The sequence below is a fragment of the Gordonibacter massiliensis (ex Traore et al. 2017) genome (genome assembly GCF_019731765.1).
GTDB lineage: Bacteria > Actinomycetota > Coriobacteriia > Coriobacteriales > Eggerthellaceae > Gordonibacter > Gordonibacter massiliensis.
Genome location: NZ_JAASIO010000008.1, coordinates 128,764 through 142,625, shown reverse-complemented (window position 1 = coordinate 142,625; position 13,862 = coordinate 128,764). Strand labels below are relative to the sequence as shown.

Sequence of the window (13,862 nt, the reverse complement as noted above, 5' to 3'; positions counted from 1 at the left end):
GACGACCAGGACATCCAGGTGGCGTCCGACCGCACCCTGGACTACTCCAAGGCCAAGGGCACCGTGTCGACGTACGATCTGAACGCCATCGAGGCCGCGGCCCAGCTGGCCGCGGCCGTCGAGGGCTCGAAGGTCACGGCCGTCACCGCCGGCCCCGCGTCCGTCGACGACTCCAAGCTCAAGAAGAACGTCCTCGCCCGCGGCGTCGACGAGCTCGTCATGTGCGCCGACGACGCCTGCGAGGGCATGGACGCGCACGCCACGGCCGAGGCTCTGGCCGCGCTCGTGGGCGAGTACGACGTCATCCTCATGGGCGACGGCTCCGCCGACAACTACGCCCAGCAGGTCGACGTGCAGCTGGCCGCCCGCCTGGGCGTGCCCTCCGTCAACGGCGTGACGAAGATCACGCCCGAGGCCGGCTCGCTGCTGGTGGAGCGCACGCTGGAGAGCTTCGTCGAGACGGTGCGCGTGCCGCTGCCGGCCGTGGTGTCCGTTTCCCCCGACGTGGCCGTGCCGCGCATCCCCGGCATGAAGGACATTCTGGCTGCGGGCAAGAAGCCCATGGACGTGCGCCCCGCCGCCGGCGCGCCCGCCGGCTCGGTGGAGGCCGTGTCCACGCTGGCCCCCGAGCAGGCCGACCGCAAGCTCGAGATCCTCGACGCCTCCGCAGATGGCGCCATCGAACAGTTCGCAGCCGCCATCAAGGCAGCTCTCTAAGGGAAAGGTGGAACACCGCAATGAAAGCACTCGTTCTCGCTGAACGCTCCGACGCCGCCCGCGAGCTCGCCGCCGGCGCGCGCACCATGGCCGACGAGGTCGTGCTCGTGGCCATCGACGGCCTGGAAGTGGCCGACGGCACGGCCGACAAGATCGTCCGCATCGCTCTGCCCGCCGGTGCCGTGTACGATGACGCCGCCGCGACCGTGGTCTCCGTGTTCGACGCCGAGCAGCCGGGCGTCGTGCTGGTGGAGCCCACGCGCCACCTGAAGTCCATCGCCGGCCGCGTGGCCGCGCACGCGGGCACCGCCGTGATCACCGATGTCATGGAGTTCGCCGCCGACGGCGCGAAGAGCCTGTACTTCGGCGGCGTGGCCGAGCGCGTGCAGAAGCCGGTCACCGATGTGGCCGTGTACACCGTGACCGCCGGTGCGTTCGAGGGCTCCGAGCCCTCCGGCGCGAACGCCGTCGAGGATGCCGCCTGGGTGGCTCCGGCCGTCGCGCTCGAGCTCGTCGACTCCAAGCCCCGTGAGCTGAGCGGCGTCGATCTCAACAAGGCCGACGTCGTCGTGGCCGCGGGCCGCGGTTTCGCCGAGGAGGCCGAGCTCGACCTCGCCCGCGCGCTTTGCGACAAGATCGGCGCCGGCCTTGCCTGCTCGCGTCCCCTCACCGAGGGCGTGGACTGGCTGCCCACCGAGCTCTACGTGGGCGTGTCGGGCCTCATGCTCTCGCCGAAGGTCTACGTGGCCTGCGGCATCTCCGGCCAGATGCAGCACATGGTGGGCTGCAACCGCGCGGGCACGATGTTCGCCGTCAACAAGGACAAGAACGCCCCCGTCTTCAAGCAGTGCGACTACGGCCTGGTGGGCGACATCAAGGACGTCCTGCCGGCCCTGGCGGCGGCGCTGTAGGAAGAACCTCCCGGTCCGAGTCTCCGGTGCGCTGTTTCTAAGCGCACCGGACCCGGGCCAGGCTGCCATCCCGAGCGAGGCAGGCTGCGCGCCAACCCTCCTCTTCTCCGACGGGACCTTCGCCAGCCCGTCGGCACCCTGCCGAAACCGGCACGCGCCTGCCCGTTCGGGATGGCAGCCTACGAAACAGATCACGGCATCGACGCGATGCCGTACGCAAGCTCATCGAGAAAGGAACCACGGTGTCTGAAACCGATTTCGACATCATCGTCGTGGGCTCGGGTTGCGCCGGGGCCGTGGCGGCCTACACGGCGGCGACGGCCGGCAAGTCCGTCCTCGTCGTGGAGCGCGGCAACTTCGCCGGCGCCAAGAACATGACCGGCGGGCGCATCTACTCCCACAGCCTGAAGAAGGTCTTCCCGGACTTCGAGCAGGAGGCGCCGCTCGAGCGCAAGATCACCCACGAGCGCATAGCCATGCTCGACCCCCGCTCGAACATGACCATCGACTTCACGAGCGACGAGCTGGGCCAGGAGGGTAAGGACTCCTACGCCGTGCTGCGCGCGCCGTTCGACCAGTGGCTGGCCTCGAAGGCCGAGGACGCCGGCGCGGAGTACATCTGCGGCATCGCGGTCGAGGAGCTCATCAAGGACGGTTCCGGCCGCGTGATCGGCGTGCGTGCGGGCGAGGACGAGATCACCGCGCAGGTGACCATCCTCGCCGAGGGCGTGAACCCGATCCTGTCCGAGAAGTGCCTGGGCAACCCGCGCCCGAAGGCGAGCCAGATGGCCGTGGGCATCAAGCAGGTGTTCGAGTTGCCGGCGGGCCAGATCGAGGACCGCTTCCTGGTGCCGGAGGGAGAGGGCGCGGCGATGCTCTTCGTCGGCGACTGCACGCACGGCAACGTGGGCGGAGGGTTCCTGTACACCAACAAGGACTCCATCTCGCTCGGCCTCGTGGCCACCATCTCCACGGCGGCCGACGCCTCGAACCCCCACCCGGTGTACCAGATGCTCGAGGACTTCAAGGGCCACCCGGCGGTCGCACCCATCATCAAGGGCGCCAAGCTCGTGGAGCACTCCGGCCACATGGTGCCCGAGGGAGGGTACGACATGGTGCCCAAGTACGTGTTCGACGGCTGCCTGGTCGCCGGCGAGACGGCGGGCCTGTGCATGAACATGGGCTACCAGGTGCGCGGCATGGACTTCGCGGTGGCCTCCGGCCAGATGGCCGGCCAGGCCGCGGTCGAGGCCATCGACAAGGGCGACGTGGGCGAGGCCGGCCTCGCCTCCTACAAAACCGCGATGGAGGGCTCCTTCGTCATCCAGGACCTGCGCACCTTCTCCAAGTGGCCGCACGTCATGGAGGGGTGGGGCTCCATGTTCACCGACTACCCGGTCATGGCGAAGGAGATCTTCAACGCCATGTTCAGCGTGGACGGGCAGCCCCAGAAGCCGCTCATGAAGCGCATGATGCCCATTGTCAAGAAGCGCGGCCTGCTCAAGCTGGCCGGCGAGGTTCGGAAGGCGGTGAAGTCGCTGTGAGCGAGGTCAACGAGATCACGGTCAACGTCGACGAGTTCCTGGCGCTGGACAAGTACGAGGTGGACGAGGAGAGCGCGCACATCGAATTGGTGGACGACCCCGACGACGAGGAGTTCCTGAAGCTCGTGCGCGTCTGCCCGGCGGCCCTCTACAAGGTCGACGCCGAGGGCAAGAAGTCCTTCGACTACGCGGGCTGCCTGGAGTGCGGCACCTGCCGCATCGCCTGCGGCTCCACCATCGTCAGGAAGTGGGAGAACCCCCAGCCCACGATGGGCGTGGAGTACCGATTCGGCTAGGATTCCGAGCGCATCCTCCTTTTCTTCCGGCCGGCCCCGTGCGCACGGGGCCGGCTGCTCGTTTCCCGGCAGCGGCAGTTCTGCAAAATGCCCCGAAAGGTGCCTGACCCTTTTTTTGGACATTCGACGCGCTGCCATCAAAGCCGAGATGTCCGGCAACCGCCACCCTCGCGCTGCGGCTCGCTTACGCCACGGTGTCGAACAGGAGGCAAACGCGCCCCCTTCCGTCTTTCCTCGGTCGCAGAGCTTTACAGTGGGGCTTCGAAGCAAACCATCGAAAGGAGCCCCAGCATGAGCACTCTCATCGTGCTCGGATACCCGAGCGAGGCGGAAGCGAAGTCCGCCTACCAGAAGGTTCTCGACCTTGATAAGAACCTCATCGTCAGCCTGCAGTCCGTTGCCGTCGTGGCCCGACGTGCCGACGGCAAGTACGACGTCGTCACGCCTGGCTCGAAGGTGGGCACCTCCACGGTTTGGGGGCTGTTCTGGGGCGTGCTGTTCGGCCTGCTGTTCTTCGTGCCCGTGTTCGGCGCGGCGCTCGGCGCCGGCATCGGCGCGCTGACGGGCGCCATCGTCAAGCACGGCGTGGACAAGGACTTCCAAGACCGCGTGCGCAACCTGCTCTCCTCCGACGACAGCGCGGCCGTGTTCATGGTGGTCGACGAGATGACCACCGACAAGTTCATCGACGCCATCCGCCCGTTCGGCGGCGAAGTGCTGCAGACGTCGCTTTCCGTCAAGGACGAGGAAGAGCTGAAGCACGCCCTCTTCAAGAACTAGGCACTCAGCGACGATACGACCACCCGATCTATCCGTGCGGCGCTTCGCCCGTTAATGCCCCGCTTGAGAATCGTCCCAAGCGGGGCATTCTATAGGTCCTTCAAAGCGCTCTCTTGCCCTCGCGAACCCGAGGCAGGGGAGGGCACCTCGCGCGCCCGCTCTTGCCCGCGCCCGCATTCACGCAGACGGCGTCTCCCGTTCTCCCTGCTTCCGCAATCCCCACAGATACAGCACCACCATGACTACGGCGGTGCCGGCGGTCAGCACCGCTATGCCCACGATGAAGTTCGGCCAGGCCAGCGTGGCTATGACGGTGGCCACCGACGTGAGGATGCTGTACGAGAAGTTCGAGAACGACGAGGCGGCGCCCACCCGGTCGGGCGGCTGGTCCAGCAGCACCACGAACGCCATGGGGCGCACGATGCCCTCGGCCAGCGCGTAGGGCACGAACGCCAGGAGGAACGGCCACGGCCCCGCCATGCCGAACAGCGCCATGCATGCGAACGAGGCCGCCGTCAGCACCACGCACAGCTTCAGGATGGCGCGCACGCTCATGCGCTTCGACAGCGCCACGTACACGTAGGGCGCCGCGATGGTCACGACGCACGCCGCGGCGTACACCAGGCTGTACGTGAGGTACGACACGGCGAAGAAGTCCATGAGCACGTAGCTCACCACGGCGATGAACGCGAAGTACGGCATGCCCGCCACGCCCATGAACAGGGCGAGCGCCATGAACGGCCGGTCGCGCACGAGCACGCGCACCCCGCGCATCATGGCGCCGAGCGACGCGCCCACGCCGCCTTCGGAGCGCTCCTCGCGCGGGTGCGTTTCGGAGATCAGCAGCGACAGCGCGAAGGCCAGAACGCCGCACGCGGTGAGGAAGGCGAACACGCCGCGCCAGTCCGTCAGCGTGAGGATGAACGTGCCCAGAAACGGGGCGGCTGCCGGGCCTATGATGATGAGCGATTGCAGCGTGGTCATGGCCAGCTGCAGGTCGCTTCCGGCGTAGGCGTCCTTGATGAGCGCCGTCTCGATGGTGATGACCGCGCCGTAGCCCAGCGCCTGTCCGATGCGGAACGCCACGAGCGCCTCCACGGACGGGGCCAGCGTGCAGGCCAGCGACGACGCGGCGAACAGCCCGCACGCCGCCACCATCACGGGCTTGCGTCCGAAGCGGTCGCTCAAGGGCCCGGCCAGCACCACGCCCACGGCCGAGAACGCGAAGAACGCGAACACCGTGAGGTTGAGGTACGCCTCCGACACGGCGAACGCGCGCTGCATACTCGGCAACGCCGGCACGTACAGGTCGATGGACAAAATGAGCATCAGGTTGATGGCCAGCGCGCATACGAAGAACGAGCGCGGCCCCAAACGCTTCTGCGGATGCACCAGCTGCATTGACTTTCTCCCCTCGAAGTCGTTCGACCCGCGCAACCGCAGGCCGCCCGAAAGTATAGCACCGCGCGCCCTTCGCCGCCGCTGTGCCCTCAAACGCCTTTTCAAGGGGTGCTTTGCGATCGTTCTCGGGGGATAATGGCCGGCATACGATTCGAAGCGTCGAACAACGAGGGGGACCACGCCATGGACGAAGACAACAAGCTGGGGAAGAAGATCGCCACGCTGCGCGAGGCGCACCATCTGTCGCAGCAGGACCTGGCCGACCGTTGCGGATGCGACGTGTCCGTCATCGAGGGGCTGGAGGCGGGCGACGTGCCCGCGTCGCTTGCGCCGCTCATCAAGATCACCCGCGCGCTGGGCGTGCGCCTGGGCACGCTCATGGACGACGACGAGAACCTGGGCCCCGCCTACATCGATCGCGAGCAGATGGCCGAGGTCGAGCGCGTGAAGAGCCTGGAGACCACCTCGGGCGGCGACCTCTCGTATTTCAGCCTTGCCGCCGGGCGGCCCTCGCGCCACATGGACCCGTTCGTCATCACGGTGGACCCCACCGGCGAGACCGACCACGAGCTGGTGGGCCACGAGGGCGAGGAATGGCTCTACGGCATGGAAGGCTGCATCGAGATCGAGTACGGCAAGGACGTCTACGTGCTGCACCCCGGCGAGAGCATCTACTACGATTCCATCGTGCCCCACCAGGTGCGCGCCCACGACGGTCAGAAGGCGAAGTTCCTGGCCGTCGTGTATACCCCGATCTGACGATCGGGGTATACACTCGACGCTGCGGCCGCCTGCGGCACCCGATCTTCGCACGATCCCGGAGGCTCGCGTACCGAAGTACGCTTCGCCTCCGCGATCCCGCGAATCTCGGGCACCGCAGACGCCCTCGCTGACTTACTAGCGCCAACCTGCGCGCCTTTCGTTCTACCTGCGACGAAGTTGATCCCGTAGGGGCGATCTCCTGATCGCCCGTTCCGGCGCAAGCCGGAAAAGCAACCGAGGGCCGCGTTCTCGCGCTTTGCGCGAGCGGGCGATCAGGAGATCGCCCCTACGGTCGACCTGCGAGAAAGGAACCGCCATGCCCGAAGCCACCGCCGCCCCCGTCCCGGGCGATCCCGACTACCCGCTCCATTCCGAGAAGACCATCGGCCGCTACTTCCGCGACCAGGTTGCCGTCGATCCCGACCACGAGTTCGTCGTGTACCCCGATCGCGCCCTGCGCTGGACGTACCGCGACTTCGACGAGCGCACCGACAACCTGGCGCGCGGCCTGCTCGCCATCGGCATGCGTCCGGGCGACCACCTGGGCGTGTGGGCGCGCAACATCCCCGACTGGCTCACGTTCATGTACGCCACGGCCAAGATAGGCGTGGTCATGGTCACGGTGAACCCCGTGTACAAGAGCCACGAGCTGGACTACGTGCTGAAGCAGTCCGACATGAAGGCGCTCTGCGTTATCGACGCCTACCGCGACGTGGACTACCTGCAGATCATCCGCGAGCTCGTGCCCGAGACGCTCATGCAGCAGCGTGGCTATCTGGAGTCCGAGACGTACCCGCACCTCAAGAACATCATCTACATGGGCCCCGAGAAGCACCGCGGCTGCTACAGCGTGCCGGAGCTCGTGCTGCTCGGCCAGCACGTGCCCGAGGACGCCTTGGCCGAGGCGGAGACCCACTTCGACAACAACGACGTGGTGATGATGCAGTACACCTCCGGCACCACGGGCTTCCCGAAGGGCGTCATGCTCACGCACCGCAACATCCTGAACAACGGCTTCTACATCGGCGAGGGCCAGAAGCTCGGACCCGACGACCGTGTGACGCTGCCGGTGCCGTTCTTCCACTGCTTCGGCTGCGTGCTGGGCGTCATGGCCAACCTCACGCACCGCTCCACCATGATCATCGTGGAGGACTTCGACGCGGGGCTCGTGCTGCAGGCCATCCACAAGGAGCGCGCCACCAGCGTGTACGGCGTGCCCACCATGTTCATCGCCGAGCTGAACCACCCCGATTTCGACACGTTCGACCTCTCCAGCCTGCGCACGGGCATCATGGCCGGCAGCCCCTGCCCGCCTGAGACTATGCGCGAGGTCATGGACAAGATGTTCATGAAGGAGATCACCATCTGCTACGGCCTCACCGAGACGAGCCCCGTGTTCACGCAGACGAGCGCCGACGACGACATCGAGCACAAGTGCGAGACGGTGGGTCGCAAGCATCCGCCGGTGGACGTGCGCGTGATCGACCCCGCCGATGGGCACATCTGCGGCGTGGGCGAGCCGGGGGAGCTGTGCTGCAAGGGCTACAACGTGATGAAGGGCTACTACAAGATGCCCGAGGAGACGGCGCGCGCCATCGACGCCGACGGATATCTGCACTCGGGCGACCTGGGCACGGTGGACGAGGACGGCTACTACCGGGTGACGGGCCGCATCAAGGACATGATCATCCGCGGCGGCGAGAACATCTACCCGCTCGAGGTGGAGAACTTCCTGCTCACCATGCCCGGGGTGCTGGACGCGCAGGTGGTGGGCATCCCCGACGAGCGCCTCGGCGAGATCGTGGGCGCGTTCATCCGCGTGCGTCCCGGCCACGAGGACATGACAGAGGACGACGTGCGCGCGTGGTCCATCCCGCGCATCGCCCGCTACAAGGTGCCCAAGCGCGTGTTCTTCGTGGACGACTTCCCTATGACCCCGTCCATGAAGGTGCAGAAGTTCAAGCTGCGCGAAATGGCCGAAGAGCTGGTCAAAGCCGGGAAGTAGGAAACGAATCTCCCAAAAAAGAACGGTTTTTTGGGGGGTAGGGCTCGCGTGCGCCGGTGCGGGGCGCACGCGAGCTGATCGAGCGCGGCTCTCGGCATGCATGCGCCCTTGCGCCTGCCGGGTCGGTTCCTCGGGCTAAGCCGAATGCGGCCAGGCCCTCGCAAAGCGCAAAAATCACCGATGTCCCCCTGCTTGGGTTTGAAAAAAGCCCCGGCAGCTCTTTTGCGGTCGAGCGTGCCGACTGTTTGCCCAGTTCGCGCGTTTTGATGTTGCGGGCAACGTGCCGCGCACAGGGGGGAGTCGGTGATTTTTGTGCCAAAGAGATGCCTCATGGCGCCATTGGCCCCATGAGGCCGATGGCAGCCTGGGTTTGGTTTGGCGCAGGCGGAGTCGTCGATATTCCTCAATCCCGCTCGACCCGCCTCCGTCAGGTCGATCGACCGGGGCGGGCCAGCAGCTTGCACGACAGGAACACGCGCAGCAGGTCGACGTTGCCGGCGGCGGGGCTCTCGAGGTCGATGCCGGACAGGGCCTTGATGCGCTTCAGGCGGTAGGCCAGCGTGTTGCGGTGGATGAACAGGGCCTCGGCCGTGCGCGTGGCGTTGCAGCCGTGCTCGAGGTAGGTCAGCGCCGTCTCCACGTACGCGGCGCCGTCCTCGGCGTCGGCGCGCGCGAGCGCCACGGCGGCGTGGTCGAGCAGCCACGCCGCGTCCGTGTCCAGGCCCAGGCGCACGCGCAGGTCCTCGAACCAGCAGTCGTCGTAGAAGCACGACAGCGTGGAGCCGAACGCGCCGCCCACCTCCGCGTCGTCCACGAGGTCGTAGGCGAGCGTTGCCTGGTCGGCGGCCGTGCGCACGAGCGAGAAGTCGGCGAACAGGGACGAGAAGCCCGCACGGAACCGCGGCTCTGCGCCGGCATCGACCTCGCGGGCCGCGTGCCGCGCATGGAGCGCGGCCAACGGGTAGTCGGCGTCGCGCGCCACCATGAACGCCGCAGGCCCGTCGTCGAAGAAACGGGCGAGCGGGTAGACCTCGGCGACGAGCCGCACCGTCTGGCCGCGCGCCCCGGCGTCCTCGGCGGCTTCGGCGGCGCTGAAGCGCGCGACGAAGAAGCGATCGTCGGCGCGCCAGCCCGCCTTGCGCAGCGCGTATTCCAGCACCTGCGGGCGCACCGACCGCCCGTCCAGCAAATCGCGCAGCGGCCCCAGCGGCTCTTCCGTCGGCTCCGGTCGGCTCCGGCGCGGCATCACGAGCGAGAGCAGGTTGCCGAAATAGTCCACGAGCGCGAAGTCGGCCGGCTCGAACGGCGCGTTCACGTCCACGAGCTCGAAGCATCCGTAGTACGCCCCGCCGCACATGAGGTTGCGCACGAGGTAGCTACGCCCGTCGCCGGTGGCGTTGTCCATGAGGAACGCCCGATCCTGCGCGCCGGGGTCCGACGAGCCCGCCGCCCATGCCTCCATGCACAGCTCGATGGGGCATGCGCCCGTCGCGATGGCCGACGTCCACAGCCGGTCGTCCAGCTCCTCGGGCAGCTTGCCCGCCACCAGCACGAAGTACAGCGTGGCGTCGGAGAGCATGAGGGGGTTTGCGAACCGCTGCGCGGCCAGGTCGAACACCTCCTGCAAAGGGGCGTCCCGCGCCATAGCCGTGAGCAGGGCCTCCGACCATGCGTCCAGGCGCGTGCGCATGTCCAGCAGGCGCGCGAGCATCTCGCCGGGCGCGGGAAGCGCATCCCCGGCGGGAACGTACAGCGCGGGCGGCGCGCACGCTTCCTCCGCGCCCTCCGTCGGGGCGTCGGCTCCCAGCACCAGGAAGGATCCCGCCTCGGCGAAGGAGGCGTCCAATGCGGCGAACGAGTCCGCGTCGATCACGAACAGGCTCTCGGCGCGCGGAACGCTCAGGGGCCTGAACACCTCGATGCGGTCGAGGTCGAGCCGCGAGTCGTGGCGGTGGCGCGCCGTCGGGGCCAGGTCGGCCAATTCGGCGAGCACGAGGTCGAGGTTGAAGTTCACGACTGCCCCTTTCCAAGGCCGCGAGGTGCGGTTTTCGACCCGCGAGCGGCGCGGACGGCGCGCGGCGCTCGGTGACGTTTCGACAACGCCCGCTTCTCGCCGCTCTGACAATTACTCATTTCATCAGGTATATCTTACGACATTGTTCATAATGCACAAAACAGGCGGGCCAGATTTCGGCCGGCGGAACGATGACGGGCTTCCGTCGCCTCCATACACTGTGCGCCGTCGAAAAAACATCCATTCTGGGAAAAACGAAGAGCGAACGAAGAGAGGAAGGACCGTATGGAGCTGACGAGGCGCGGGTTCCTCAAAGGGTCTGCGGCCTGCGGCGCGGCCGCGGCGGCGGGCATGTTCTCGACGGGGGGCTGGCTTGCCCCGGCGAAGGCGTACGCGGGCATCGGGCCGGCCGGCGCCGAGGCGGCGGTCGCGGGCGAGGAGCGCACGGCCTGCACGTACCACCAGGGGCACTGCGGCGGCATGTGCCCGCTCAAGTGCACCGTGCGCGACGGCCGCCTGGTGAAGGTCGAGCCGAACGACTGCGTGGACGACCGCTACGAGACCATCTGCCTCAAGGGCATCTCGGAGGTGCAGCACATCTACGGCTCGCACCGCATCCAGACGCCTTTGCGGCGCGCAGGCGAGCGCGGCGCGAACGAGTTCGAGCCCATCAGCTGGGACGAGGCCTACGACGAGATCGTGGACAACCTTGCCCGGCTGCAGAAGGAGCATGGCCGCGACTGCGTCATGGTGGGGGCCACCACCGAAGCCAGCTTCCCGTTCCTCGCACCCATGCTGGGCGCGCAGACCGGCGGCATGGGCGGCATCGACAACGGCACGGGCAACGGCCTGGACCCGGCCATCGGCCACGGCGGCGGCTACGCCTACGCCACGGGCGAGGCGCGCGACTGGGTCAACGCCAACATGGTGCTCACCGTGGGCAGCAACTTCTGCGAGTCCACGCTGCCGCAGGTGCGCCTGTTCTTCGAGGCCAAGGAGGCCGGGGCGAAGATGATCACCGTCGACCCGCACTTCTCCACCACGGCGTCGAAGTCCGACGAGTGGATTCCCATCGCGCCCGGCACCGACGCCGCGCTGTTCCTAGGGATGGCCAGCGCCATCGTCGACAACGGGTGGTGCGACGAGGAGTTCATGGCCGCCCACACCGCCTTCCCGTACCTGGTGGACGAGCAGACCGGCAAGCTCGTGCGCGACCACGCCGAGGACCCGGCCGCCGAGGAGCCGGAAACCGGCGAGCAGAACCCCTTCTTCGTGTGGGACGCCTCCGCGAACGCGCGCGCGCCCTACACGGCCGCGGCCCGTCCGGCGCTCGAGGGCCGCTACGCCGAGGGCGGCGCAACCTACGCCACCGTGTTCACCCTGTTCAAAGAGAACCAAAAGCCCCACACCCTCGCCTGGGCGTCCGAGAAGACGGGCATCCCGCAAGCGCGCATCGAGGAGCTCGCCCGCGCCTACGCGCAGGACGGCCCCGCGTCCATCGCGCTCGGGTGGGGCGGCAACGACAAGATGGCCAACGCCGACATCGCCGGCCATGCGGCCGCCGTGCTCGCCGCGCTCACGGGCAACATCTGCAAGCCCGGCGCCAACGTCGGCGTGTTCGTGGGCGGCGCCTGGAACGGATACACCGGCAACCTCGCCAGCTGGGAGCTGCCCGAGGAGTTGGCCTCCGCCGACGACGAGATGGCGGCCTACGACATGCGCACGAAGGCCAACAAGGTGCGCGCCTTCATCTGCTGCGGCGACTTCTTCCAGCAGCACTACGCCAACATGAACACCACCCTCGAATGGGCGAAGAACCTCGACTTCATCGTGTCCATCGACCCCTACTTCACCGAGGGCGCCAAGTGGGCCGACATCGTGCTGCCCGCGGCCACCCGCTTCGAGAACGAGGAGGAGGTGGGCAACCTGAAGGTGGGCTACAACCAGCTGGTGCTGCAGAACAAGGTCATCGAGCCGCTGTTCGAGGCGCGCACAGACTTCCGCATCCAGCGCGAGCTGGCCGAGCGCCTGGGCGTGGCCGACGCGTTGCCCAAGACCTCGCGGGAATGGGTTGACGCCATGCTGGCCAACTCGGAGGACCCCTACACCAGCGCGCTCACCGTCGAGGCGATCAACGAGAACCACGGCGCCTACCCGCTCGAGGGCATCGAGAAGCCCCGCCAGGAATTCCCCGACCTCGTGTTCGGCACGACGTCCGGCCGCATGGACGTGTACTACGACAACCTCGTGGACTTCGGCCAGGCGCTGCCCGCCTACGAGGATCCGTCCGAGGCCTACGACGGCAACCCCGCGCGCGAGAGCTACCCGCTGCAGCTGGCGAACGTGCGCTCGCGCTTCCGCATCCACAACCAGTTCGCCGACGCCTCGTGGATCCAGCAGTACTACGAGCCCTACGTGGAGCTGAACCCCGCCGAGCTCGCCTCGCGCGGCATCGAGGCCGACGGCACGGTCGAGGTGTTCAACGCACGCGGCAGCTTCCAGTGCCGCGTGAAGGCGAACCCGGCCGTGCGGCCCGGCTCGGCGCGCATGATCGAGGGCGCCTCGGCCGACTACCTCGCGTCCGGGAACCTCCAGAGCGTGACGAACGACACCATGATCGAGCGCGGCTACGAGCTGGCCACAGGCCCGGTCATCCCGTTCTCGGACACGCTCGTCCAAGTGAAGAAAGCCTAAGGGGGCAGCCATGACGAAACTGGCCATAGCCATCAACAAGGAGCGTTGCGTGGGGTGCCACACCTGCGCGAACGCCTGCAAGATGCAGAACAACGTGCCTATGGGAATGCTCTGGAACCGCATCCTCACCGAGGGCGTGGACACCATGGACGGCGCCGTGGGGGAGTACCCCAACCTCACGCGCACGTACCTGCCCGTGCAGTGCCAGCACTGCGAGAACGCGGCGTGCCTGAAGGTGTGCCCCACGGGCGCCACCTACAAGGACGAGAAGGGCCGCGTGGAGATCGACTACGACAAGTGCATCGGCTGCCGCATGTGCATGGCGGCCTGCCCCTTCAACGCCCGCGTGTTCAACTGGGACGAGCCCGTGCGCGACCCCGACGTCAACTACGGCGACGCGCGCGTGCCCGTGCGCAACAAGGGCGTCATGGAGAAGTGCACGCTGTGCAAGGAGCGCACCGACTCGGGCGACGTGCCCATGTGCGTGCGCGTGTGCCCGGCCCGCGCCCGCACGTTCGGCGATTTGGACGATCCCGAGAGCGACATCTCCAAGCTCGCCCGCGAGCGCGCCGTCGACGTCCACCATCTGCTGGAAGAAAAGGGCACCCGCCCGCAATTGTTCTATATCGGCTAGGGAGGAAGCAACGTGAATTTCTCGAATCTCAAGAACCTCTCGACCGGGTACAAGGTCGCCTTCGCCGTGCTGGCCGTGCTCGTGCTGGCCGGCGCGGGGGCGTA

General features: G+C 67.5%; 11 protein-coding genes. 9 read left to right on the top strand and 2 right to left on the bottom strand.

What is annotated here, in order from left to right; all coding sequences use genetic code 11:
- The 5 genes from HCH03_RS10140 to HCH03_RS10120 all read left to right on the top strand — a co-directional run.
- The coding region (locus HCH03_RS10140) for an electron transfer flavoprotein (RefSeq protein WP_221689403.1) at positions 1-717 on the top strand (717 nt) is incomplete at its 5' end.
- A 20-nt stretch (positions 718-737) separates the two neighbouring features.
- On the top strand, positions 738-1,628 hold the full coding sequence (locus HCH03_RS10135; protein ID WP_221689402.1) for an electron transfer flavoprotein subunit alpha/FixB family protein: 891 nt from the start codon (positions 738-740) through the stop codon (positions 1,626-1,628).
- Between the two features lie 242 nt (positions 1,629-1,870).
- Positions 1,871-3,172, top strand: a complete 1,302-nt coding sequence (locus HCH03_RS10130; protein ID WP_221689401.1) for an FAD-dependent oxidoreductase — start codon at positions 1,871-1,873, stop codon at positions 3,170-3,172.
- Positions 3,169-3,468, top strand: coding sequence for a ferredoxin family protein (locus tag HCH03_RS10125; protein WP_221689400.1), 300 nt, complete (start codon positions 3,169-3,171; stop codon positions 3,466-3,468). The genes HCH03_RS10130 and HCH03_RS10125 overlap by 4 nt, the downstream gene beginning before the upstream one ends.
- A 291-nt stretch (positions 3,469-3,759) precedes the next feature.
- A complete protein-coding gene (locus HCH03_RS10120; protein ID WP_080143250.1) occupies positions 3,760-4,248 on the top strand; it encodes a DUF1269 domain-containing protein in 489 nt (162 codons plus the stop codon).
- Positions 4,249-4,425: 177 nt separating this feature from the next.
- On the opposite strand, the gene HCH03_RS10115 is transcribed toward HCH03_RS10120, so the two are convergent.
- A complete protein-coding gene (locus HCH03_RS10115) occupies positions 4,426-5,649 on the bottom strand; it encodes an MFS transporter (protein WP_221689399.1) in 1,224 nt (407 codons plus the stop codon).
- A 183-nt stretch (positions 5,650-5,832) separates the two neighbouring features.
- On the opposite strand from HCH03_RS10115, the gene HCH03_RS10110 reads away from it, so the two are divergent.
- Positions 5,833-6,408 (top strand): helix-turn-helix domain-containing protein, encoded by a 576-nt coding sequence (locus tag HCH03_RS10110; protein WP_221689398.1) that lies wholly within the window; start codon positions 5,833-5,835, stop codon positions 6,406-6,408.
- Positions 6,409-6,727: 319 nt separating this feature from the next.
- Positions 6,728-8,416, top strand: a complete 1,689-nt coding sequence (locus HCH03_RS10105) for an AMP-binding protein (RefSeq protein WP_221689397.1) — start codon at positions 6,728-6,730, stop codon at positions 8,414-8,416.
- A gap of 427 nt (positions 8,417-8,843) precedes the next feature.
- Here the strand turns inward: HCH03_RS10105 and HCH03_RS16820 are convergent, their stop codons facing one another.
- Positions 8,844-10,430: a PucR family transcriptional regulator gene (locus HCH03_RS16820; protein WP_221689396.1), complete on the bottom strand. Its 1,587-nt coding sequence runs from the start codon at positions 10,428-10,430 to the stop codon at positions 8,844-8,846.
- A gap of 285 nt (positions 10,431-10,715) precedes the next feature.
- Here HCH03_RS16820 and HCH03_RS10095 point away from each other — a divergent pair, with 285 nt between their 5' ends.
- Positions 10,716-13,124, top strand: a complete 2,409-nt coding sequence (locus HCH03_RS10095; protein WP_221689395.1) for a molybdopterin-dependent oxidoreductase — start codon at positions 10,716-10,718, stop codon at positions 13,122-13,124.
- A gap of 10 nt (positions 13,125-13,134) precedes the next feature.
- Complete coding sequence (locus HCH03_RS10090) at positions 13,135-13,758, top strand: 4Fe-4S dicluster domain-containing protein (RefSeq protein WP_080143244.1); 624 nt, start codon at positions 13,135-13,137, stop codon at positions 13,756-13,758.
- Positions 13,759-13,862: the final 104 nt, after the last annotated feature.